This window comes from Pseudomonas sp. Pme6b, from assembly GCF_058129925.1.
Genome location: NZ_CM176704.1, coordinates 3,863,407 through 3,886,956, shown reverse-complemented (window position 1 = coordinate 3,886,956; position 23,550 = coordinate 3,863,407). Strand labels below are relative to the sequence as shown.

Below are 23,550 nucleotides of genomic sequence, written 5' to 3'. Positions count from 1 at the left end.
TGCTATCTTGTGCGCGTTGACCTGACCGCCTGGTCACAGCGCCAGCGAGATACCTTGATGCTTAACAGTAATGCCCTGAGAAAGCTGGACATGCAGGACCTGATGGTCTTTGTCTCGGTGTATGAGCAGCGCAACCTGACCCTGGTCGCGGAAGCGTTGCATGTCAGCCAGTCGACGGTCAGTTACTGCCTGAAAAAGCTGCGTGCGAACTTCGAGGACGACCTTTTCATCTGCACCCGCAACGGCATGCGCCCGACCCGCAAGGCATTGGCCATGCACGACCATGTGCAGCAGATTCTCCGCTCGGTCAATCTGTGCCATGACGGCCTCGATCTGTTCGACCCGACTCGCACACAAACGACCTTCACGGTCTGTGCGCCGGAGTATTTCGAGCTGCTGGTATTGCCGCATTTGATGCGTGACTTCGCTGCCGCTGGTTTCTCGGTGACGGTCAATGTGCAAAAACTTGAGAAGCAGTTGCCTGCCGAGCAGTTGAACGACGGTCGTTTTGACCTCGTCCTGTGCTTCGGGCCTGGCTTTCACCGAGTCCCGGACAGTCTGATTTCGCAGGTGTTGATGGAGGATGATCTGGTTTGCGTCATGGACTCCAGGTTCGCGCCGCTCAGCGCCCTGATCGACACTCAAACCTTCGTCCAGCACCGTCATGTCTACCCGACGCCGTGGACGTCCCACACCAACATGGTGGATGGCTGGCTGCAGCGACAGGGTCTGGAGCGCAACATTGTCGCGCGGGCCAACAGCTATCGGGCGGCCTTGCAATTGCTGGAAGGCACCGATTTCATGCTGGTTCTGCCACGGCGTATTCAGACGCTGCTGGGTAATGAACCGTGGATTTCCGTATTCGAACTGCCACCGGACCTGCCTGGCTTCAGCCTGGACATGCTGTGGAGCGCCCAAGCGGATCGAGACGAAGCCAGCGGCTGGCTGCGTGAACAAGTCGTGAAGGTGTGTGCCGAACGCGGCTTGCTCTGACGGGTGTCAGTTGCCTGACTTGTCTTTCTGCGGGTCGGGTGAGGTGGCAGGTCGGGCCTGTTCGCCCTGCTGATTGAGCTGTTTGTTCTTCTCGCCCACCTTGCCGGCGTTTTCCGGTTTGTGATCGAGGTCTTCGCGTTTGGATTCATCTGCCATGACCGTATTCCTTTTTGTCGGGGGGTGTAGTTATTGGTCAGTGTGGCGGGTGCAAGATTCGATTTAAATGACGCGCGGTTTATCGCCCGGTGCTGTTAGCGTCGGACGCTGAACCGCGCACATCAATCAGCTCAACAGAGTGATCAAGTCTTTGGCCGCCTGCGCAGAGCTGGCCGGGTTCTGGCCAGTTACCAGCTTGCCATCGGTCAGCACGTAGACGCCCCAGTCGTCGCCCTTGGAATAGTCACCGCCCAGTTGCTTGAGCGTGTCTTCGACCAGAAAAGGCACGACATTGGTCAGGCCGACCGCTTCTTCTTCACTGTTGGTGAAGCCTGTGACACGGCGGTCCTTGACCAGCGGCTGGCCGTCCGGCGACTTTACGTGACGCAATACGCCAGGTGCGTGGCAGACCATCCCGTGTGGCTTGTCTGCCTTGGCAAAGGCCTCGATCAGCGCGATGGAGTCCTTGTCTTCAGCCAGGTCCCACAGCGGGCCGTGACCGCCCGGGTAGAACACGGCATCGAAATCGGCCGCATTGACGCCAGACAGAAGGCCCGTATTGGCGAGCGCTTTTTGCGCATCGGCATCTTTGGAGAAGCGCTTGGTGTCGTCGGTCTGAGCATCAGGCTCATCGCTTTTCGGGTCCAGCGGTGGTTGACCGCCTTTCGGAGAGACCAGCGTAACGTCGGCACCGGCCTCTTTGAACGCGTAATACGGCGCGACGAACTCTTCGAGCCAGAAACCGGTTTTCTTGCCGGTGTCGCCCAGTTGGTCATGGGATGTCAAAACCATCAGGATTTTCATGTGCATGCTCGTCTTCGAAGGGGTGAGAGGGTGTAGACAGGCAAAAACCTCAAGTGTTGTGAGAATTTTTTACCGCCGGAACGAGCAGGGCCGGATGTCGACACAATGACGTGCGTCGACATCCGGCCCTGTTTCACCGCTGCGTTTTCGGATGAGGATCATTGCTCCTTGGTCAGATCCACCAGCGGTTCTTTGCGCACTTCTGTCTCGCGACCGTCCTGAATGTGCTTGACCTGCCCAAGGGCTTTGTCGACAGCACCTTTGTCAGCCAGCAGACTGTAGCTGATCTGGAACTGGCGTTGCTCTTTCGGCGCAATGGTTGGCACCAGATTCAGCGGGCGCTGGAAGCGGCGGTTGTAGGAGAAGCTGGTCCCCGGTTCCAGTCCGGTGACGTAGCCCTGGCCTTTGGTGTCGGTGTTTTTCCACAGCGAGAACACCGGCAACTGCTTGGTATTGAAACCGACCGACACGCCCAGGCTGCCAGCCTTGTTGTGCAGCACGGTCAGCGTGTCACCCTTGGCATCGCCGTAGGGCACGATGTTGTAGACCGTCTCGTCGTAATCCGGCGTCGGTGCGCGGTAGGTCTGCCAGTCGCCCAGGTCACCCTTGGCTTTTTCATTGAACGGCGAGACCTGCTTGACCGGCGCTTCGAAACGCGCCCCCTGCTCGAGGAACGGCGTGCTGAAGTTGCTGTGGTACAGCGCCTGGTATTCTTTCGGATAGTCGCCATTGTTGGTCAGCGTATCGTTGAGCGAAAAGCTCGTGCTGCCTGGCTCGGTGACCAGTTCGGTCTGCACCGAGAAGTCGACCTTCTTGAACGCCTGCTCCTTCAATTCACCCTTGAGGCGGATCGCGTAGGGCGGCTTTTCGTCGATCTGCAGTGTCACCTCACTCGCCGGAATGTTGGCAGCGCGACCGTGCAGGGTCAGCAGTTCGCCATTGTCCATGCCCGGGTGGCCCACCCACTCGTATCCGCAACGGGTCACCAGTTCGTTGAAACCCTCCAGCCAGCCCAGCCCGCCGCGGCCATTGAGCTCGATGAAGGCCGGATTGACCACGTCCTTGACCGGCGAATCCCAACCCATGCGCACATCGCCGACTGATGCCTGCAGCACGTTCATGCCACGGGTCGGGACGACTGACAGCTTCATCGTGCCATTATCGATATCGATAATGCTCACGCCTTCCTGACGACCGCCATGCAGCGTACGCATCGTGACAGTGAACGGCTTGTCGGTCTTGACGCCCAGCTGCTGACTGGTGATCTGCTGATTCTGCGCAGTCTTGTCGGTGTCGAGCAGCACATAATCCCAGGCAAACACACTGGAAGCGGCTGTGAGGGCACCGAGGCCCACGAGCAGGGGAAGGGATTTCATGGTGGTGGTCCTTCTGTAATTATTGGAATTATGGTGCTGCATATCGTTTCAACAGCTATTTAACGCCTAGTTAATCGATTCAGCAATGGGTCGAGTCGAGGCAAAGCGCTTTTCAATCACCATTGCACTGAAGACACGGAGTGCGACGTTATCGAAGTAACTCGCCGAGGGGCGAAAAGGTGACCTGAGTCGAGCCCCAATTCACCTTACATCACAGAACCGGCGTGTGACGCGGAGCGTCACGAACTGCATTCCCACGCGGTGAACTGCCCCCAAGAAGTTGGACACCAATCCGACCTCACGGGGGTGTTCAAATGGGTAAGTATTCAGAGCAGTTCAAGCTCACTGTCGTCAAAGCGTATCTTGAAGACAACATGGGCTTTCGTATGGTAGCCCGCCAGTTCTCGATCGATTTCAGCCTGCTTCGACGCTGGGTCGCTAACTACAAGAGTCATGGTCACACCGGCCATCGCAAGCCTGGTCTTCGATACAGCGAAGCTTTCAAGCGCTCAGTGCTTGAGCACAGGCGTGAACACAAGCTATCGCTCCGTCAGGCCGCTGCGCATTTTGGTATCGGGGATCCCGGCCAAATAGTCATTTGGGAAAAGCGGCATTACAGTAGCGGTACAGCCCCGTATGTTCCTGCCAGAAGAAAGCCTGTCGCCATGCCAAAGAAGCCTTATCCCGCCAAACCAGTAACCGCCGACGATACGCAGAAGACGCGCGACCAGTTGATGAGCGAGCTTGAATATCTGCGCATGGAGAACGCTTACCTAAAAAAGTTGGAAGAGCTGAAGGAGCAGAAACGACGGCAACCGAAAAAGCCCTGAGCATCAAGCAACTGAGGGGCCGGTTCCCGCTTTGCGCTCTGCTGAGGCTGGCGGGCTTGGCACGCAGCACGTTTTACTATCAGGTTCAGGTGCAATCCAGACCCGATCCCTATGCTGCTTTGAAACAGTTAGTCGAAAGCATTTACCACGAGGAGAAAGGCCTTTATGGCGCTCGGCGTATCACGGCGGTCATTCGCACTGCAGGTATTTTGGTCAACAAGAAGGTTGTAGAACGACTGATGGCAGAACTGGGCCTGCGATCAGTGGTGCGCCCCAAAAAATACCGCTCCTATAAGGGCGTAATCGGAACCATTGCGCCGAATTTGCTGGAGCGCAATTTCAGCGCGCAACGCCCGAACCAGAAGTGGGTGACCGATGTGACTGAGTTCAAGGTAGGCAATCGAAAGCTGTATCTCTCACCCGTGATGGACTTGTACAACGGTGAAATCGTGGCGTATGAAGTGTCGACAAGGCCGAGCTTTGAGCTGGTCACCAGCATGCTGGACAAGGCGCTTCAGCAGTTGCAGGACGAGCCGAAGCTTGTGATGCACTCGGACCAGGGCTGGCAGTATCAACACGCGCAGTATCGCCATAAGCTATCGGTACGAGGCGTCAAACAAAGCATGTCCCGTAAGGGCAACTGCCTGGACAATGCGGCAATGGAAAGCTTTTTCGGTACACTGAAATCCGAGTTTTTCTACCTGAAACAGTTTGAAAGCATCGATGAGTTGAAAGCAGGTCTGGATGAGTACATCCACTACTACAACCATGACCGCATCAAGCTGAAGCTCAACGGCCAAAGCCCCGTAAAATACAGGGCTCAGGCGGCAAGCTAAAACCGTCCAACTTTTGGGGGGCAGTTCACGGAGCGTTGGAACGATGGTCAAACAGCAGCCGCTCTCAGCGCATTGTTTTTTTACCGCGATGGCACTGACGACGCAAAGTGCGACGTTAGTGACGGCTGAGTCCTGGCGCTGATCCGGGGGTAGCCTGGCAGGACGCCAGGCTAGCCGCACCGGACCGTGGATGGTCCGTTGCGGCGACCCCCGGATCAGTGCCAGGGCGAAGGAACCCGACGAAGTCGGGCCGGAAACAGGAGCGGGGACTTTGCTCACTTTGGTCCCTCAAAGTAAGGCGCCGTAAGGGCGCAAAGGTGACCTGAGCCGAACCTCAATCCACCTGAAATAACAGAACCGCCGTGTGACGCAGAGCGTCACTAAATGCGTTCCTACGCGGAGCGTGAGAAACGAGAGGTGCCTCTGCTAAACTTGTAGTGACCCAAGCGCGCATTGGCACGTAATCTGGATTGCCCGACGCCCGTTTTCGAACCTGCGGTACTCAGCCATTAATAACGGATGCGTTGCAGGAACGATCATTGAGGCTTAGGTGACTGCCCCCGGACCTGATCGGCCGCCTCACCCAACAACCGCTCGATCTGCGAATGCTCCCAGCCACTGAGCAAACTGACCGGGTCGGTGCGCAGCCAGCTTTCGAACGAGCCCTCCCGGCCTTGCGGACAGCAGCACGCCCGACAGCGCGTCGGGCTGCCATCGGTTATTTCCAGCGTCAGCAGCCAGCCGTCGATATCGACCTTTTGCAGCCCGGAGCCGGAGGTTGTGCCGATAAGCCTCAACGACCGTGTGCCCATCGCAGCGTCCCGCAGTTGCTGATACACCTCACGAGTCGTCAGAGCTTTCACAGGCGTCACCCAATTCCATTTTTTTGAGTAAAGCACGATTTCGAAGCGTGCAGGATGAGATAACTGTCAGCTCAAAAGCCCTTCAGGTCGCCGCGCCAAACAGGCTCTCGATCTCGGGCCGGGTCTGATTGATGGCACCCAGCTGGCGGATCAGCTCGGCCTGCCTGCTGCCACGTATGCCTGCGGTGGTCATGACCGCGTCGCGCACGTAGGTATAGACACCGCTGACGCCAAACGGCGTGATGTAACGCACGTGCTCGCTGATACCTTGAGTGATGGCCTTGAAGTGCTCGCTGGCGTAATAGGTTCGACGGGCCCAGGCCGATTCGAACACCAGTTCCATCATGATGATGTTCAGGCGTGATTCCTCGACCTTGTGATCAACATCAGGCGCAGGCGGTGCCGGCTGGGCGTTGTCGTAGGGCTGCGCGAGGTGCAGGCGCAGTTTGAGTACGGCATCGGCAGCGGCCATTTCACTTGCGAGCTTTTCAATGGCCTTGCGGGCGGCGGGCAGGTCATCGCTGGCGAGATGGAAATGCAGGTGCATTTTGTCCAGCGTGGCTGTTTCGTTGGGGATCGGATCGGGCAGTCGGTCCACCAGTGTGCTGGAGCCATCCGGCACGTCGTAAGCAATGGTTTGCTCAAACATGTTCTGCTCGTCGGAGAACAGCAAAGCGCTGGCGTCCTTGAATTGTTGCTGACTTTCGGCGGATAGAAAGCCGATCTCCACACCGCCATCCAGCACGTAGCCCGGCAGTGGCGTGACGCCTTCGATCAGCGGCCACAAATGACCATCCTTTTCACGCGTCAAGTGATGCTGCACATACCAGCCAAGGCCCTCAAGCCTCGCGCACAGAGGGCCGTGAACATCGCGCCAGTAGGTGGCGAACAAGTCATGGGGAACGCCGTTCCTGCGCAACACCGTGGTATACGAATTGATAACGATGCTTTCATCGCGAGCGCCGTAGTTACCGGAAAATTCTGAGATATGCATGAGTGCTCTTTGTCCTGAAGATGTTTCTCTCAGGCGCTTCGTCCGCGAGGTAAGTTCAAGGGAAATTACCGGCGGACACATTGGCTCGAAGCGATGCAGGGCGAGACGAACAGATGTCCCCGGTAGGCGCCTGCCAGAGTACGTGCCGACACCACCGACCACATCAGTGCCAGCAGCGCGACGAGCCCGGTACCAAACACGTCGAAAAAGCTCAGGTGCAGGGTAGCGCCGAGTTTGAGCGTTGCCAGCGCATACACGCCGAGCGGGAAGGTAAATGCCCACCAGCCCAGATTGAATTCGATACCCTGCTTGAAGTAACGCGCCGTGATCAATACAGCCAGCGCCAACCACCACAGCCCCAGCCCCCAGAACAGCGTACCGACCATCACACCGATGCCAGCCACCACCGTGCCGAGCGACGCCAGGCCGTGGGCGGCAAAGATGACCGGGGCCTCGTTGCCCATCACCAGCATGCCCAATGCGCCTGTGCCGATAGGGCCAAGTGCCAGCCAGCTCGACGCCGCCATGCTTTCATGAGGCAGTTTGTGCAATGCCAGACGCAACAGCAGAATCACCAGAATGCTCAATGCCACCGGTACCGAGTAGGCCCACAACACGTAGCTGGTGATCAGCACGGTGAACTGCGAATCAGCGGCTGCGAGGTGCGGGGTCAGCAGTCCGCCGCAGGCTGCTGCAACTTCTGCTGCCACCACTGGCAACAGCCAGACAGCGGTCATCTTCTCGATACTGTGTTCCTGACGGGTAAACATCATGAACGGAATCAGCACGCCACACGCCAGGGCCATTGCTACATCCAGCCACCACAATGCTTCGGCCAGCGGCACGATGGCAGTGCCCCAGCGCGCCGGACCATACACCAGCAGGCCGCTGATGACAGTCGCCAGCCCCATGGGAATGGTGCCGAAGAACATCGATACGGTGGAGTGCCCGAACACCTGACGCGCCTCGTCGAAAAACAGCAGCCAGCGGCTGGCATACATGACGCTGAAGAGGGCGAACAGGCCTATGTTCAGGAGCCATAACGCTTCACCGAGCGTGCGCAATGCAGCAATGTCCCCCGGCAGTTGCGCCAGCGCCAGTGACAAAATTCCGGTGCCCATAGTCACTGCGAACCAGTTGGGGGTGAATTGTCGAACGGCCTCCAGCGGGCTCGTCAGCGCTGCAAGAGGCGCGTTGACCTTGTTGATAATAGCGAACCTGCTCATGACCGTATCCTGCTGCTGAATGGGAAACAGGTTTTCAGTCTACGTAGTCACAGACAATCTTCTAAACGGGTAATCTATCTTCTTGTTACCTGATTTTCAGGTAGATTTACCCGGCTACGGAGTTCAGTCTTGAGACTCAACCTGCGTCAACTACAGATTTTTTGCGCAATCACCCGCTGTGGCAGTACCACCAGCGCGGGTCATGCCTTGTCTTTGTCCCAGTCGGCTACCAGCGCGGCATTGAACGAGTTGGAAAGTGCGCTGGGCACCCGGCTGTTCGATCGAGTGGGCAAGCGGCTGGTCCTCAACGATAACGGCCAGACACTGCTGCCACGTGCCATGAAGATGCTGGAAAACGCCCAGCAGATCGAAGACAGCTTTCTATTGCCGGGCGCGACCTTGAATGCTCGCCTGCGAATCGGCAGTAGCAGCACCATTGGCAATTACGTCGTGCCGCAGATAGTCGGCGCACTGCGCAGTTCGACGCCTCTGCTGCGAGTCGATGTGGACATCGGCAACAGCACACTGATTGCTCGCAAGGTCGCGCAGTTTGAAATCGATATGGGCCTCATCGAGGCACCGTGCCATCTGCCAGAGCTGATCGCTGAGCCATGGCTGGTCGATGAAATGGTCATTGTTGCCGGCAGCGCTCATCCGTTGGCGCGGCAACAGCAGGTTTCACTGGGGGAGCTGCAAAACGCTGAATGGCTGTTGCGTGAGCAGGGTTCGGGGACCCGGGAGGAGGTCGAGCACTTGTTGCTCAGGCATTTGCACGATCTGCAGGACATGCGCCAGATAGGCAGTTCTGAAGCGATAATGCGCACCCTTGCTCAAGGCATTGGCATCAGTTGTCTGTCCCGGCGTATCGTCGCCGATCTGCTGGTGAGCGGGGAGTTGCGCACACTCGCCAGCCCGCTGCCGCCGCTCAATCGTCGGTTCTTCATGATCACTCACCGCGACAAGTTCGTCTCACCGAGCCTGGAGCTGTTCAGGGAGGCCTGTCGGCAGTCTGCCGATCAGGCAGGCACGTTGCGCCATGGTTTGAGCCACAACGTCAGCCCGAGCAGCAGCAAAGCGCCGTAAACACAGCTCAGGCCCAATTGCAGCCAGGTGTCGTGAAGCGGGTGCAGGAGCAGGGCGGCGAAGATCATCAGCAGGCTGGCCAGCAGCCAGTGACTGCGCCACGGCAAAACGCCGAGCAACGCCTGACGGCGCATCAGCAGCACGCCTGTGACCAGCGCGCCGCCCAGCGCCGCGATGGCGATACCGGTCAGGCCGAAGGCAAAGGGCAGCGTCGCCAGCAGCAGCGCGTTACACAGACTGCCGATCAACTCGCAGTTGAGCGGCAGGCGAGTGTCACCGGCGGCGTAGGCGTAGCGCGCCAGCAAGGCGTTCCAGGCACCAAACATCAGCGGCACGGCAAACCAGGCCAGCAGCTCAGGCAACGGACCCTCATGGCTCTGATTGGGCAGCAACAGGGTCACCAGCGCACCGGCCGCACCGATCAGCCCGGCTACGGCCGGCAGGGTCAGTAATGTGGCGCTGCCCAGCCCGCGTCTGAGTAGCGACAAACGCTGCTCGCCCGCGCTGCCGCTCATCAACCCGAGCAGTACCTGGTTCAGGCTCATCAATGCAATGAGCGGCAGGTTGATCAGTTTGCGCGCCAGATTGACCCAGGTTACCGCGCCTTCACCGAGCAACGACGCGACCATTCGCTCAAGCAAGGCAAGGCCCTGGCTGGCCAGGTTGCTGCTCAGCAGTGGACCAATGCGTTGCAGCAGTTCGCGCACGGCACCGGCTTCTGATTGCCACTGCCAGGGTCGCCATCCCGAACGATACAGGGCAGGCAACAACACGCCCGGCATAAGCACGCTGCCCAGTACGCACGCGCTGGCCAACCCGGTCGATGTTGCGGCGTGGCTGAACGTGGCGAGGTAGATAACGGGTGGCAGGTTGAACAGCAGCGAGCCGAGCCCGGCCAGTACGAAGCGCGAACGGGCCTGCAAAGGTACGCAGAACAGCGCGTGAAGCATGAAGCCGGGTGCGCACCAGGCCAGCCAGCGCAGGCCGCTGGCTGCCTGTGCATAGCCGTCGGCGTCCAGCCCCGGACCGATAAGACGCACCAGAAACCCGGCACCGATCGCCAGCACTGCGCTCAATGCCACCCCGGTCAATAACAAACGCGGTGCCATGCCGCCCAGCCAGCGTTGTTGCCGGTCAGCCGGACGTTGCTGATAAAGGGGCAGGGCGGCAGCGCTGAGCAGTCCTGCGGCCAGTGACATGCGCAGCGCTTCGGGCAAAAACATTGAGACCAGAAAGGCATCGCTCTGACTGCCGGCACCCCAGGCTGCTACCAACAGCCATTCACGGGCAAAACCGGCTGCCAGACCGGTGAGGGTGGCCAGTGTCAGCCAAAGTGTCGAGCCCAGCATCGCGCGCCCTGCCGATCAGTGAAACAGGGTGAACAGGCCTTTGCCGCCCACCTTGTAGTTGAGGCCGCGGGCGCGCTCACCCTTGACCTCGGCATTCGGCCCGCTGACGATCGCATACGGCGCGACAGGTTTGGACACCCCACTGTTGCCGCCCACTACCGCGCCTTCACCGATGTCTGCACCGAACGAGAGCAGCGCGCGGCTGCAGATCCATGCGTAGTCGCCGATGAACACCGGCCCGCCGACCGCCCAGAATTCGGGCTCGGCGAGGTCGTGTCCACCCGCAATAATCAGCACGTGTGAAGCGATGGTGACGTGATCGCCAATCACCAGCCCGCCACGGGCGTCAAGCTGGCAGTGCCAGCCCACGGTGGTGTCGTTGCCGATGCGCAGGCTGTCGACGCCCAGCACCTCGGTATTGCGCCACACAGTCGAACCCTTGCCGATTTTCGCTCCACCGATGCGCAACCACAGCAGGCGCAGGGTATGGCTGGGGATCTTGCAGATCAGGATGTTGTAAGCCTGTTCCCAGGTCCGCAACATGCGGTCACGCAGGGTCGGCCAGTTGATTCCGTACAAAGGAATCAGCGCACCCAGGGTTTCGCTGGACAGCAGCTTGTAGAAGCGCCGCGCCAGCGGGTTTTCGATTCTTGGTTCGATATTCAGGTAGCAGATGAACGACAGGGTGCGATCCTTGATACGTGTTTCAAAGCACACTTCGTTGTCCAGCATCCACTGGTAGGCGGCTTCCAGCTCTTCGAGCGGCACCGCCATCTTGCGCGCGTAGTCGGGCAGTGCCTCTCTGAGATTATGAGAATGCATCATGCGGTGTTTCATGAGGAGGCTCCCGGCTCGTGTGAGGCGTCAGGGTGTTGAGGAGTCGTTTCGGCCTTGGCGCGAAGGCGTCTGGTTTCGTGCAGGCTGATGCCGACAAATAGCCAGAACAAGGCAACCAGCACGCTGGTGAAACTGAAGTAGTGGTCAAACAGGCCGCTGAACAAAGCAGACAGCACGCCCGTGGTGCAGCCCAGCGCAATGGCGTTTTCCCGAGTCAGCACTACCCGGTCGCTGCCTGGGCGAACTTCTTTCCACCAACTGATGGTCACGGCGATGAACAGCAACATGCCCGGCAGGCCGATCTTGTAGATGAAGTTCAGCCACAGGTTGGAAATACCGAATTTTGTATAGCCCAGTACCGGCGGGTCGACCTTGAAGCCGATGCCGAACGGGAAGGTGGCGACTGCGTCGGGAAAATGACTGTATTCCAGGAAGCGAATCGCGGTACTGGCGTCGTCGGAGGTGAACAACCCCATCAGTCGGTCCTGCAGCGGCGGGTAGAACGCCAGCAGGAAAATACCGGCGACCAGTCCGCCCATCAACAGCCGTCCCAGATGCGGAATGCGTCGCCGGGCCATCAACAGCATCACGGCGATCAGGCTCAGCAGCGCGCCGCGTGAGCCGGTCAGCAACAGACCGATGGCACCCAGTGCCGCCACCGTCAGGCCCAGCCTGCGCGCCGAGCCGGTGCGCGTCATACCGAAGCAGAATGCCAGCGGCAGCAACATGGCCAGAGCACCGCCTGCCACGTTGGGGTGCATCCACGGTGAGCCCATGCGGCTGGCAAGCGAAAGCAGGCTCTCGCTCAAGATGTCTGCACCGCTGTAGCCCAGGCTGCCGAGGATCGGAATGATGGCAGTTGCCGAGCCTTTGGTCACATACACCGAGATCGACAGCACCAAAAGCAGCAAAGTCCCGCCGAGCAGCGCCATGACCGCCTTTTCCAGGGTCTTGAGGTCAGTCAGCAAGCGCGGTACCAGAAACAGGGTAGACAGGTTGAACAGCCAGCGAACCCAGTTGATCGGGCCGTTGCCGTCGGCGACGACGGTCAACTGGCCGACCAGAAACGGGAACGCACTGAACAGCATCAATGCCACCAGCAATTTTTCGGTGCTCAGCATTTTGGGCACAGTGTTGCGTTCCTGAAAGACTGCATGCAGCAGGTAGCTGGCCCAGGTCAGCATGATCAGCGCTTCGGACACCGTGGTACGAACGCCAATCTGAATTGTAGAGTAGGGCAGGAAGGTCCCGATCAGGCAGAACAGCACGAGCCCACGGACCGGGCGGCGAATGATCGTGGCCGCCGCTGCCAGACCGATTGCTGCCGCCACGACGAACGGTGCAGGCAGCATGCAGATCATCACACCGAATATCAGGCTGAACATCAGCCCCAGGGGTAAGGCCAGTGGCATCAGCGCAATTCCTCCAGTGTCGCGTGCACGCGTTCGCAAAAGGCTTTCAACTGGTAGCGTTCTGTCCATTCCCTGGCAACTGCGGGGTCCTCTTCGGGCGCATGCGACAACGTGCCCATCAGTCTGATCAGGTTGCCACTGTCGACAGGTGAAAAGCGCGGGCTGTCGGGCGGAGCGATTTCATCCAGCGAAGAGCCTGTGGCCACGGCAACCGGCGTGCCTGTGTTCAGTGCTTCGATCACCGGTAGCCCGAAGCCTTCGCTTCTGGACGGCTGCCAGAGTCGCTCGGCATTTTGGTAGACCGCGTGCAGTTCTGCATCGCTCAGGCCGCTGAGCACGTGCAGGCCCGGTAACTGGCGCTGGGCTTCGGTCAGCGGATCGTCGCCACCGACCAGTACCAGTTCCGGGGTGTCGACAAATTGCATGCGTGCGGTCTGCCAGGCATCCACGAACCACTTGATGTTCTTGCGCGGTTCGCGTGTGCCCACGCATAGCCAGTAACGCAGGGGCATTCGCAGTTGGCTGATATCAGCCGGCTCACCCTTGAAACCTTCTACCAGCAACGGCACCACGCGCAGCTTGCCTTTGACCTTGGGAAACAGGCGCGCGACTTCGTTGGCAGTGAATTGCGACGGCACCCAGATCTGGTCGGCCACTTTCAGCGACCAGGCAATCGAAAGGTAGTCGGTCAGCCGGTAAATCCTGGCTTTCAGTCGTGAGCCGTGACTGTTGTGCTGAGTGATCTGAAACAGATCGTGCAGCTGTAATACGTAGCGCATGTCAGCCGGTTTGCGCCCCAGCGGCAGGCCCATGTTGATGTTGGCGAAGTAGATCTGCACCCCGGCATCACGCAGGGCACCCGGCAGGAACATGCCTTCGAAGCGCAAGCGATCCGGCAGGCGATGCACCGAGTCCAGTGGTGCCGCCCAGCGTGGAGTGTGCATCAAACGGCGTACCGGGTGATCGTAGGGTGCCACGCCGAACAGCTGCAATTGCACGTCCGGATGTTCACGAAACGCCTGTTCCAGCGCGAAATTCTGGCGACCGATGCCGCTGATGGGGTAACCGGCTGCCGCGCGGTAGTCGAGTCCTATACGCATGAGCGCGATCCTTGCTTGGGGAGCGAAAAGCGGGTGTAGATCACTTCCAGCTGGGCGGCCGAAACGGACCAGTCGTGCCGGGCACGCACATAAACGCGGCCGGCTTCGCCAATCTGGTCGAGCCGTAACGGTTTATCGGTGTATTCAATGATCAGGGTTGCCAGCCCGGACGCGTCTTCGCTGCCCAGGTAATGTTCGCCATTGGTGACCGACAACCCGGAAACGCCTTGCGCGGTGGTGACTACCGGCAGTCCGGCGGCCATGGCTTCCAGCGTCTTGAGCTTGGAGCCGCCGCCCTGGCGCAGGGGCGCGAAGAACATTGAGGCACTGGCCTGCAAGACGCGCAGGTCAGGTACGAAACCCAGCCATTCGATACGCGGGTCAGGCCAGCGTTCACGCCAGGCTTCAGGCAGCCCGAAGCCGCCGATGGCAAAGCGCACAGCAGGTGCCTGAGCCCAGACCAGCGGCATGATTTCGTCCAGCGCCCATTCGATGGCATCGATATTGGGGCCATATTCGTAGTTGCCGATGAACAGCAGGCGATGGCTGTTTCGGTCCGCATGAACGCTGGCGTAGTAAGCGCAGTCGACGCTGTTGACGACATAAGACGTGGCCCTGCCGCTCAAGCGCGACAGCACCTTGGCGTCGTCTTCGGTGACCGCGATCAACTCGCCGGTCTGGCGAAATACCCGGGTTTCCCAACGCCGGTAGCGCCAGCGGTCATACACGGCGAAGGCATTGGCCCAGCGTGGCAGGCGGTCGTAACTGGCGGCGCCAAGGTCTGATTCAACATTATGTTCGGTCAGCACGAACGGTTTGCCTGAACGCTTGAGTACGCGTTCGAATGGCTGAAAGAAATAGGTGTGCTGCAACTGGATGATGTCCCAGTCCTCTTCAAGCAATTGCTCGAAGACTTTTTCCAGTTTCGGGGCGTAGCCGTTGACGCTGGCGAGCATCGGCGCAGGTGCAAACGCCACGGCCAGCAACGTGCGCAGGCTTAACAGCGGGCGTCGATCGATCACGATCAAGCGCTCCAGCCAGGGTTCCAGTGCCGAACGAGCGCTATCGTCCAGCGCGTTCTTGGACTGCACCAGCAGGGTGATGCGATGGCCGCGCGCTGCCAGATTGCGCAGCAAATGGTATTCCCGGGTTTTGCCGCCGCTTGTGGTAGGCCAGGGCAGGTAAGGGAGCGTCCATAGAATTCGCATACTTAGGGCTTCCATTCCAGAATTTGCAGAGTCGGCTTCAGCAGCAGAGTGACACCCTGGCTTGCGGACAATGGAGTGCGGCTGCCGCTCAGCGGGTCATGCACGACCGCGTCGGTGATGTTCGGGAAATTCAGCGAGGTGCCGGTCGCACTCCAGAACATCAGTAGATGAGTGCCATCGTCACGGGTCCACGGCACTGCGTAAAGATCGTCCGGTACACGGCTCACTGCGGGCGGCTCGGCGGGTTGCAGGCGCGGGCCGGTGATCTTGAGAAAATTCTGCAGTGCGGTGTAGACCGGTTTGGGGCTGGCTTGCAGGTCAAGCAGGCCGTAACCCTGATCGCGGGCCGAGGCGCGCTCATCCAGATCACTGAGATTGAACAGGAAGATGCGCTGGAAATCCATCGCACTCATCAGTGCCAGACGGCGCAGGGTGTAGTCGGCCTGACCTGAAGTGCCAATCAAATGTTGCATCTCCACTGGGCCTGCATAGCTTGACCAGCCCCATTCAGTGGCCCACACCTGCTTGACGCCATTGTTGTGCAGCAACTGGTTCATGGCATTGGCGCGCACCAGAAAATCGCGGTCCGGTAGCGAATCGCCTTCGGGGTACTCGGAATACGGATGGTATGCCGCCACGATGTTCTGCTGGCTCAGGCCATTATCGAGCAGGGCCTGCAGCATGTAGCCAGAGGTACTGTGCATCTGACTGTAATAAGCCATGCCCGCAGTGACGATGGTCTTGTCCGGCAGGGCGGCGCGAATCGCGCTGGCAGTGGTGGTCAGCAGGCGTCCATAGGCGGTCGGGTCCTCCTTGGGCAGCCAGACAATGTTCGGCTCGTTCCAGACCTGCCAGTTGTTCACCTGTGGATAGCGCTGGGCCAGGGCGGTCATGCGTGCGGCAAATACGTTGAAATCCGTGGGCGGATACTGATCGCGGCTTTTCGCACCGGCCGGTGCGCTGCTGGCGAAAGGTGCCGAGCCCACCAGATAAGCCACCGTGTTGTAGCTGTGCGCCTTGATTGCGGCCATGGCGGCATCCAGCTCGGTCAGTGCGTAGTGATCCTTTTGCGGCTCTATCACCGGCCAGTGAATGGTCAGGCGCACCCAGTTGAGGCCCAGTTCGTCCAGGCGGCTCATCTGTTGTTGATAGATATCAGGCGCAAAATACTGAAACTGCACGTTGACGCCCAGAAAGTCCGCCCAGACCACCTCGCGAGGTGCCTTGAGGACCGTTGCTGCCTGGGCCGCGCCAGTCATTGATGCGCTGAGCAGTGCGCTCGCGACGATTTGCCGGAATCTGGATGGACGCTGCATGTCACTTCTCCTCGCACGCCTGGCGGAATACATCCCGAAAATGCTCTGCGGTGTGGCTCCAGACTCTGGCCTTGCCCATGTGCGAGGCGTTTTCGGCCCATTTTTTGACCAGCTCCGGATCCGCGCAAGCTTGCGTCAGAGCCTTTGCCAGTCCGTCCACATCGCCTTGCGGATAGATCATGCCGTTGCCGTGCGAGACTTCTTCGGCAAACGAGCGTGCATTAGAAGTAATCACGCCCCTGCCACACGCCACCGCCCATGACAGCGCGCCGCTGGTGCCGCGCAGTTTGCCCAGAAGCTTCAGTTTGCTCGATTCGCGATAAGGCAGGACCATCACGTGATGGGCCTGGATTACCTGCGGGATCTGCTCGGCAGGCAGGTCCAGTTGCCAGTCGATCAGATCGACAAGGCCCAGTTGGCGGATACGCAGGCGCAGTTGCTCCAGGTAGCTGCCGGACGGGCCGAAGGCCATTTCCGGCTCGCTGCCGCCTGCCAGGGTCAGGCGTACGGTCGACCTCAACGCAGGCTGCGCGGTGAAAACGCTGGCCAGCGCATCAAGCAGGTCTTCGATTCCCTTGCCGCGATAAATGAAGCCGAAATACAGCAGGCGCAATGGCTTCAGAGGTGGTAGCGGGGCGGGAGCGATGGCGACGTTGCCGTGACTGATCACCGCCATCTGTGCGGTTTTCAGCCCCATGCGCTGACGCAGGCTCTGGCTGCCCGCCTGGGTCAGTGTCACCAGACGGGTCATGTGCTGCGCCAATTGCCGTTCTTCACGCAGGCACAGCGGGTCGGCCAGCACCGTCGCCATTTCCGGCAGCGGTGAGCGCATGCCGCTGGCGATCGATAAGGGCCACGGCAGTTTTTCGCGCCGCCACACCAGCCGCTCGGGATCGTGCACTGTCGCGGTCAGCGGCAGCTTCGGGAAGCGTCGACGCAAGGCACGCAGGGCCTGAAACTCTGCCAGCCGTCCGCCACCCAGTTCGGCATGGACCAGATCGATTTCGCTCCAGTCCGTTTCGGCCACGCGCCGTTCTGCGGCACGTGGATCGTTGCCGACACCCAGCAGCGGTGTACTGACCTGCAGGCCGAGGCTTTCGAGCGCATGCCGCAGGTGACCGGCATAATCGGCGATGCCGGTCTGCTCGGGTGGCAGCGGCGCAAGCAGGGCAATGCGCATCAGCCTCGGCTCCCGATCCGCTTGAGGAAGTTAAGTACCTGCTCCGGTACCTCGAAACGACGGCGGTTGATAATGATGCCGTCGACTTTCTTGAATGCGGTATTGAGGTTATTCAAGGTGTCTTCCAGCATCGGCACGGTGGTGTCTTCGGCACGCACCACCAACACGATCAGGTCAGCCTTGCGTAGCAGCACAAAAGCATCCTGATTGGCGGAAAGTGCCGAAGCGTTGATCAACACGATTTCGCCAGGGCTGGCCGGCCCGCGGCCTTCGGTGCGGACCTGATGACCCTGTTCGATCAGCAAGGTGCTGAGCCGCTCGATCACGAACGACACGCCAGCGCCGGACTTGACCGAGGTGAAGCCGATGGTCAGGCCGCGCTCGTCTACCTGATCGAGCGGCAGAATGCCGTATACCCGGTGCAAATTGGAGGTGAAGGCTGCACTGCGTTCCTGAGCGCGTTCCAGGTCGGGCAGGCTGGTCCAGACCGGGACGCCGAAGCTGCTCTCGATCTTGTCGCCGTCGTGGATGCGCTGGTCCAGCAGGTAGAAGAAGTACAGCGCCACGGCACCAACCACAATACTCAGCGGGAATGCCAGAAACAGCATCAGCAGGCTTTTCGGGAACACCCGGCTGGGGTTGAAGGTGGCGTCTTCGATGGTCGCGATATTGCTGATCTGGCTGTTGTCCAGCTCACGGTCAATACGCGATTTTTCCAGGCTGTCCTTGTACAGCGCATAGCTTTTCTCTGCCGCATCCAGTTCGTTCTGCAGGCGCGAAAGCTCCGGCTCCAGATTCAGTGCCTGCTGGCGGTCGCTTTCCAGCTGCGCGATCTGCGCATTTTGCTGAACGAGCTGGGTTTGCAGGCGCGCGTAGCTGGTCTGCTGATCGGCGTACACGTTCTGCATGCGGTTGTAGATGGGGTTGGGAGTGATGCTTTCAGAGCGCTGGACGGTGGCTTCCTGTTCCTTGAGCAGCTTCTTGAGGTTGTTGACCTCCTCATTGATCGCCCGGATTGGCGGCGCCTCTTCCTTGAACGAGCGGAGCATTTCCTGACGCTCCACTTCCTTGCCGTTGATGCGGTTCTGCAAGTCCTGGCGATTGGGGTTCAACGCCAGTTCGCGACCTGCCGAGACTGTCTTGGGCTGCTCTGCCAACTGCTTTTTCAGCAGGTCCAGGCCGGCCTTGGTAGACGCAATGGAACGGGTTGTATTGTTACGCTCGGTACGCAGATCGTTGAGCCCCTGCGAGGTATCTGCCAGGCGCTGGGAAATACTCACTGCGCTCAACTGGTTCAGGTAATTCTGGATTTGCTTCTTGTACTCGATGATGTTCGCGCCAGTCGTTTTCACTTCCGATTCATAGAACGCGTACAGGCTGACCCGGCCCAGTGTCTTGGTACGTTGCAATTGATACTCGGTGATCCAGGTCCTGAGCACGGTCTGGGCGATGTCCGGGTCGTTCCAGGTAAATCTCAGCTCCATCACCGACGAGCCCGGTTCGTGGCTGACCTTGAAGTTTTTCTCCAGATCCTCGGCCAGACGTTCGGCCTGCGAGCGGTGCTCCACCAGACCGATAAATTGCAGAACGTTGCGCACGCCGTTGACGACTGCCCCGACGACTGCCTTGAGGCCGTTCTTCACCGACGCCAGAATGCCGGTTTCGGGCGGCACCATAGACAGCTCGGCGAGGTATTTCTCGGACACTGCACGCATGATCGGCCGTCCGCTGAGCATGCGCTCTTCATCGAGCAGCGGATCACGCAGGCCGCTCGGTATCACGATGGCCTGACGGTCTGACAGCTCGATAGGCACAGTGCTGCTGTCGCGGCCGGGCTTGACTAACAGCAAAGCCGTGGACTCGTAGCGGTTGGGGAGCAGAAACGCGCCCAGAAGGATGATGACGAAGGTCGCCACCACGGTGATCCTGACTTCGCGCTTGAAAATGAACAGCAGGCGCAGCAGGTCGCGGAATGAGCGGATGTTGATCATGTCTGTTTCCCTGACAATTAATTGTTGTTGCGCAGCTCGTAGTTCATGCCCAGTCCGATCGACTTCGCGAAGGGGATCAGCTGGTTGAAATACAGGGATACGCCGTCAACCTTGTTGCCGACCGATGATTTGGGAACGAACACGATATCGCCACGTTTCAGCAGTACCGGCGCTGTAGGGCCACCCGCACCACCCGCCCAGAGAAACTTGCTGTAATCAAAGAAGTAGGTCTTGTAGAGCCCGTTTTCTTCCTGACGCAGCAGCGCGACCTGGCCGGCATCGGCATCCAGCGCTACACCGCCCGCGCCGACAATCGCCTGATCGAGATTGGTGGCGACATTGACCGGCAATGTCACCGAGTTGCGCACGGCACCGCCGACAAATACGGTATTGCCCGGTGACTGGGAAATGTTGATGGTCAGTGCAGTCTCGCGGTAGACATTCTGCAGCTTGCTTTCCAGCAGGTCATTCAACTGCTGGAGTGTCAGGCCCGCAGCCTTGATAGTGCCGATGTAAGGGTAGGAAAAGGTGCCGTCGTTGAGCACCTGAAACAGGGTCAGCTCGTAGATGGAGTTGGCGGTAAACGCCGAAATCGACGGTGCCTCGCCGCTGTTGCGCACGATTCGCAGGGTATCGCCAGGGCGGATTCTTTCCGGCGGCAGCGGTTTGCCCGCCAGTGCGCGACCTGCTGCCTGACCGGCTTCAATTTGCGCACGGTCATCCGGTAAGCCCACCCTGGACGGGGTGTTACATGCACTCAACAGCAATAAGCTTGCGATCAGCATCATGCTTTTCATTGGTCCTGAACTCCTGTCGAGCACAAATACGGCTCCCTTGCGGGTAATAAATTCATGTTGGCGGGTACTGCCTGTTCCGGTTGCTATCAATTGAAAACCGAGTGAATCAAGCGGCGTTTGCCGCTCGTGGATCAGCTCTTCACAGTCTTGTCGGGAACACGTCCGTAAATATCGGTGAAACGCACGATATCGTCTTCGCCCAGGTACTCACCGCTCTGCACCTCGATCATCACCAGGTCGATGACGCCCGGATTGACCAGCCGGTGCGTGAACCCCGGTTTGATGAACGTCGACTCGTTGGTATCAAGCATGAATTCACGCTCGCCGTTGGTGACGGTGGCCATGCCGCTGACCACGATCCAGTGCTCGCTGCGGTGATGGTGCATCTGCAATGAGAGTGATGCCTGCGGGCGAACCACAATGCGCTTGATCTTGAAACGCTTGCCTTCTTCGAGCACCGTGTAGGTGCCCCACGGACGCGTGACGGTGCGGTGCAGACGGTAGGCATCATGGCCCTGGCTCTTGAGCTCCTGAGCGATGACCTTGACGTCCTGACTGCGGCGTCCGTCTGCGATCAGCAAGGCGTCGGGGGTGTCGATGATGATCAGGTTGTCGAGGCCGATAGCGCCCACCAGACGTTTGGGTGAGTCGATGTAGCAATTGCTGACGTCATGCAGCACGGCTTCGCCATTGCAGTAATTGCCTTGAGCGTCGACGGGAGACAGCTCACGCACGGCCTGCCAGGAACCGATGTCACTCCAGCCGAGTTGGCAGGGCACTACGGCGACCTTTTCGGATCGCTCCATCAGCGCGTAGTCGATGGAAATGTCCGGGGTCAGGGCAAACGATTCGCTGTCCAGCTCGACTTGCAGTTCACGATTGCCTTCCTTTCGCGGGCTCGATGCCAGGCAACTGCTGACCGCATTCAGCACGTCAGGCGCGTGAGTACGCAGCTCTTGAAGCACGGCATCGGCACGCATGCAGAACATCCCGGCATTCCAGAAATGCAGACCACCGTCCACATAGCCCTGGGCGGTGACTGCATCGGGTTTTTCGACAAAACGGGCGACCTGACAGGCATCGGCGTCAAGTGCCGGGCCTTTTTCGATATAGCCAAAACCGGTTTCCGCTGCGGTCGGCACGATGCCGAACGTCACCATCCAACCCTCAGTGGCCAGCTTCTGCGCGGCCGTCACTGCTCTGGAGAATTCCTCGACATTGGTAATCAGGTGATCAGCAGGCAAAACCAGCAACTGCGCGTCATCGCCATACAGCTGGCTGACATGCAGCGCAGCGGCAGCGACCGCCGCTGCGGTATTACGCCCGAAGGGCTCGAGGATGAAATCCAGACGCGCATTGCCTTTGTTCAACTGGCGATAGTCGTCCACCGTGCGGAAGTACACTTCCCGGTTGGTAACCGTCAGCAGGCGGTCAACTCCGGGCAGACCGACCGCCCGCAGGAAGGTCTTCTGCAGCAGGCTCTGGCCGTCGGGAAGGCGCATGAACGGCTTGGGCATGGCTTCTCGCGAGACCGGCCACAGACGGGTGCCGGAGCCACCGGCGATGATGCAGGGAATAAGCGTGCTCATCAGTAAGCCTCGCGAGTGAATAGCACTGCAGGCACAGTGCGCATAAGGATGTACAGGTCGAACCAGACAGACCAGTTTTCGATGTACTCGAGATCGAACTCGACGCGTTTTTCGATTTTTTCCACGGTGTCGGTTTCACCACGATAGCCGTTAATCTGCGCCAGCCCGGTGATCCCCGGTTTGACGCGATGCCGCGACGTGTATTCTTTCACCGCCTGCTCGAACAAAATCCCTGCAGCCTTGGTGGCCGTCGCATGTGGGCGTGGCCCGACCATTGACATGCTGCCTGCCGCTACATTGAACAGCTGTGGCAGTTCATCCAGGCTGGTCTTGCGAATGAAGCGCCCGACCCGTGTGATTCTGGCATCGCCACGGGTGGTCTGGCGCTCGGCCGTTGCATCGGCCTGGTGCTGATGCATGGAGCGGAACTTGAATACTTCGATCAGGCGATTGTTGTAACCGTAGCGCTTCTGGCGGAAAAACACCGGGCCTGGGGAGTCGAGCTTGATCGCCAGCGCAACCAGCAGCATTACCGGTGACAACACCAGCAAAGCGAGCGACGACAGAACGATATCTTCGGCGCGCTTGATGAATGGAGACCAGCCACTGAGCGGCAGATCCGACGCATTGAACATCGGCAGCCGGGCCACTTCGGTAATGCGGTTGTGGGTATGCCGGAAGGCAATCATGTCCGGCACCAGCAACACGTTGACCGGTAGCCTGCGCAGTTCGCGAATGATGTAATCCATGCGGTTTTCCGCCGTCCAGGGCAGGGCGACCAGCACCTGGGTCACTTTCTCTTCGCGAATCAGCCGTTCCAGGTCGCTGGTATTGCCCAGCAGAGGCAGGTTGGCTACGGTCTTGGGCATGCGACCGATCCGGTCGTCGATAAAGCCGGTGACACCCGAACGGATGTCCTGATGCTCAAGCAGGTACTCGGCCAGGCGCAGGCCATTTTCTGTCGCGCCCAGAATCACAGCGTGTTGCAGGAATACACCCTTGCGCATCTGCCGCTTGAACAGCATCAACAGCAGCAGGCGAATGATGCCGAACAGCGCCAGGCTGGTCAGGTACCAGATCAGCGATTCTTCGGGAGAGAGATAGCCGAACAGCCCCATTGCCTGTTGCATGAACAGCAATAGCCCGAAGGCTGCGGTCCAGGCAACTGCCAGCGCGCCCATGCGCAGATCGTTGCTGAACAACGCTTCGGAATAGACGCCCATGGCCTGAAACACCAACACGCCGACAAAGCCGAAAAACAGCAGCATGGTCAGATAACCCTGCTGTGTTTCCGGGCCGTCATGCTTGATAAGCAGCATGATTGCAAGGCCGGGCAGAATGCAGGCAATGCCATGGGCCAGGCGAATACCGAAAAGAAAGTATTCGACCAGACTGGTGCGGGTGAGCGAAAGACTGTCGACCGGCTGCAACCTCATAGAACTCCCTTACTCCCTGTATGCGTCTGGATCCTGCTGATCCCAGGCGATTTGCAATGACGCGTTTGCAGCTTCAAATAGGCATCTGTTCACAGATAGTGTCCAAGCGTAGCCAGTTACGTGTCGAGGTCATGACGAATCTGGACTGTCTTTTGTGAATATCACTTTATATAT

Annotated in this window: 20 protein-coding genes; 3 read left to right on the top strand and 17 right to left on the bottom strand. The window is 59.3% G+C overall.

From position 1 onward, the window contains the following. Positions 1-57: 57 nt before the first annotated feature. Positions 58-993 (top strand): LysR family transcriptional regulator, encoded by a 936-nt coding sequence (locus AC4ANE_RS17545; RefSeq protein ID WP_057425588.1) that lies wholly within the window; start codon positions 58-60, stop codon positions 991-993. A gap of 6 nt (positions 994-999) precedes the next feature. On the opposite strand, the gene AC4ANE_RS17540 is transcribed toward AC4ANE_RS17545, so the two are convergent. The 3 genes from AC4ANE_RS17540 to AC4ANE_RS17530 all read right to left on the bottom strand — a co-directional run bounded on the left by AC4ANE_RS17540 (position 1,000) and on the right by AC4ANE_RS17530 (position 3,329). After that, positions 1,000-1,149, bottom strand: a complete 150-nt coding sequence (locus AC4ANE_RS17540; protein ID WP_002554136.1) for a hypothetical protein — start codon at positions 1,147-1,149, stop codon at positions 1,000-1,002. A 126-nt stretch (positions 1,150-1,275) separates the two neighbouring features. Continuing rightward, a complete protein-coding gene (locus AC4ANE_RS17535) occupies positions 1,276-1,953 on the bottom strand; it encodes a type 1 glutamine amidotransferase domain-containing protein (RefSeq protein ID WP_002554135.1) in 678 nt (225 codons plus the stop codon). A 158-nt stretch (positions 1,954-2,111) separates the two neighbouring features. Then, a complete protein-coding gene (locus AC4ANE_RS17530) occupies positions 2,112-3,329 on the bottom strand; it encodes an aldose 1-epimerase family protein (RefSeq protein ID WP_002554134.1) in 1,218 nt (405 codons plus the stop codon). A 314-nt stretch (positions 3,330-3,643) separates the two neighbouring features. Between AC4ANE_RS17530 and AC4ANE_RS17525 the strand changes: the two genes are divergently transcribed. Then, positions 3,644-4,995 (top strand): IS3 family transposase gene (locus AC4ANE_RS17525; RefSeq protein WP_095077641.1). Its coding sequence is split into 2 segments (ribosomal slippage): positions 3,644-4,103 and positions 4,103-4,995, totalling 1,353 coding nucleotides; the frame shifts between segments, so codons are not numbered across the junction. A gap of 536 nt (positions 4,996-5,531) precedes the next feature. Here the strand turns inward: AC4ANE_RS17525 and AC4ANE_RS17520 are convergent. From AC4ANE_RS17520 to AC4ANE_RS17510, 3 genes are all read right to left on the bottom strand, one after another. Further along, positions 5,532-5,858 carry a DUF7693 family protein gene (locus AC4ANE_RS17520; protein WP_002554133.1) on the bottom strand — a complete coding sequence of 109 codons (327 nt, stop codon included), beginning with the start codon at positions 5,856-5,858 and terminating at the stop codon, positions 5,532-5,534. Between the two features lie 82 nt (positions 5,859-5,940). Then, entirely contained in the window at positions 5,941-6,852 is a 912-nt protein-coding gene (locus AC4ANE_RS17515; RefSeq protein ID WP_002554132.1) for a hypothetical protein, read from the bottom strand. 65 nt (positions 6,853-6,917) lie between these two features. Beyond that, entirely contained in the window at positions 6,918-8,078 is a 1,161-nt protein-coding gene (locus AC4ANE_RS17510; protein ID WP_002554131.1) for a TDT family transporter, read from the bottom strand. Between the two features lie 129 nt (positions 8,079-8,207). On the opposite strand from AC4ANE_RS17510, the gene AC4ANE_RS17505 reads away from it, so the two are divergent. Then, complete coding sequence (locus AC4ANE_RS17505; RefSeq protein WP_002554130.1) at positions 8,208-9,161, top strand: LysR family transcriptional regulator; 954 nt, start codon at positions 8,208-8,210, stop codon at positions 9,159-9,161. Here AC4ANE_RS17505 and AC4ANE_RS17500 read toward each other — a convergent pair. The 11 genes from AC4ANE_RS17500 to AC4ANE_RS17450 form a co-directional block, all read right to left on the bottom strand. Further along, entirely contained in the window at positions 9,095-10,510 is a 1,416-nt protein-coding gene (locus AC4ANE_RS17500) for a lipid II flippase MurJ (RefSeq protein WP_002554129.1), read from the bottom strand. The two genes, AC4ANE_RS17505 and AC4ANE_RS17500, sit on opposite strands and share 67 nt — an antisense overlap. A gap of 15 nt (positions 10,511-10,525) precedes the next feature. Further along, positions 10,526-11,347: an acyltransferase gene (locus tag AC4ANE_RS17495; protein ID WP_002554128.1), complete on the bottom strand. Its 822-nt coding sequence runs from the start codon at positions 11,345-11,347 to the stop codon at positions 10,526-10,528. Beyond that, positions 11,344-12,759 carry an O-antigen ligase family protein gene (locus tag AC4ANE_RS17490; protein WP_031594878.1) on the bottom strand — a complete coding sequence of 472 codons (1,416 nt, stop codon included), beginning with the start codon at positions 12,757-12,759 and terminating at the stop codon, positions 11,344-11,346. Before AC4ANE_RS17490 ends, AC4ANE_RS17495 begins: the two co-directional genes overlap by 4 nt. Further along, positions 12,759-13,859 (bottom strand): glycosyltransferase family 4 protein, encoded by a 1,101-nt coding sequence (locus tag AC4ANE_RS17485; protein WP_002554126.1) that lies wholly within the window; start codon positions 13,857-13,859, stop codon positions 12,759-12,761. Before AC4ANE_RS17485 ends, AC4ANE_RS17490 begins: the two co-directional genes overlap by 1 nt. Next, complete coding sequence (locus AC4ANE_RS17480) at positions 13,850-15,067, bottom strand: glycosyltransferase family 4 protein (protein ID WP_002554125.1); 1,218 nt, start codon at positions 15,065-15,067, stop codon at positions 13,850-13,852. Before AC4ANE_RS17480 ends, AC4ANE_RS17485 begins: the two co-directional genes overlap by 10 nt. Before the next feature lie 2 nt (positions 15,068-15,069). Next, on the bottom strand, positions 15,070-16,383 hold the full coding sequence (locus AC4ANE_RS17475) for a cellulase family glycosylhydrolase (RefSeq protein ID WP_002554124.1): 1,314 nt from the start codon (positions 16,381-16,383) through the stop codon (positions 15,070-15,072). Between the two features lies 1 nt (position 16,384). Beyond that, entirely contained in the window at positions 16,385-17,563 is a 1,179-nt protein-coding gene (locus AC4ANE_RS17470; protein ID WP_002554123.1) for a glycosyltransferase, read from the bottom strand. Then, entirely contained in the window at positions 17,563-19,554 is a 1,992-nt protein-coding gene (locus AC4ANE_RS17465) for a GumC family protein (RefSeq protein ID WP_002554122.1), read from the bottom strand. The genes AC4ANE_RS17470 and AC4ANE_RS17465 overlap by 1 nt, the downstream gene beginning before the upstream one ends. 17 nt (positions 19,555-19,571) lie before the next feature. Further along, the gene (locus AC4ANE_RS17460; RefSeq protein WP_002554121.1) at positions 19,572-20,351 is read right to left on the bottom strand and encodes a polysaccharide biosynthesis/export family protein; all 780 of its coding nucleotides are present in this window, start codon (positions 20,349-20,351) and stop codon (positions 19,572-19,574) included. A 131-nt stretch (positions 20,352-20,482) separates the two neighbouring features. After that, positions 20,483-21,940, bottom strand: a complete 1,458-nt coding sequence (locus AC4ANE_RS17455; RefSeq protein ID WP_002554120.1) for a mannose-1-phosphate guanylyltransferase/mannose-6-phosphate isomerase — start codon at positions 21,938-21,940, stop codon at positions 20,483-20,485. After that, entirely contained in the window at positions 21,940-23,376 is a 1,437-nt protein-coding gene (locus tag AC4ANE_RS17450; RefSeq protein ID WP_005732642.1) for an undecaprenyl-phosphate glucose phosphotransferase, read from the bottom strand. The genes AC4ANE_RS17455 and AC4ANE_RS17450 overlap by 1 nt, the downstream gene beginning before the upstream one ends. Positions 23,377-23,550: the final 174 nt, after the last annotated feature.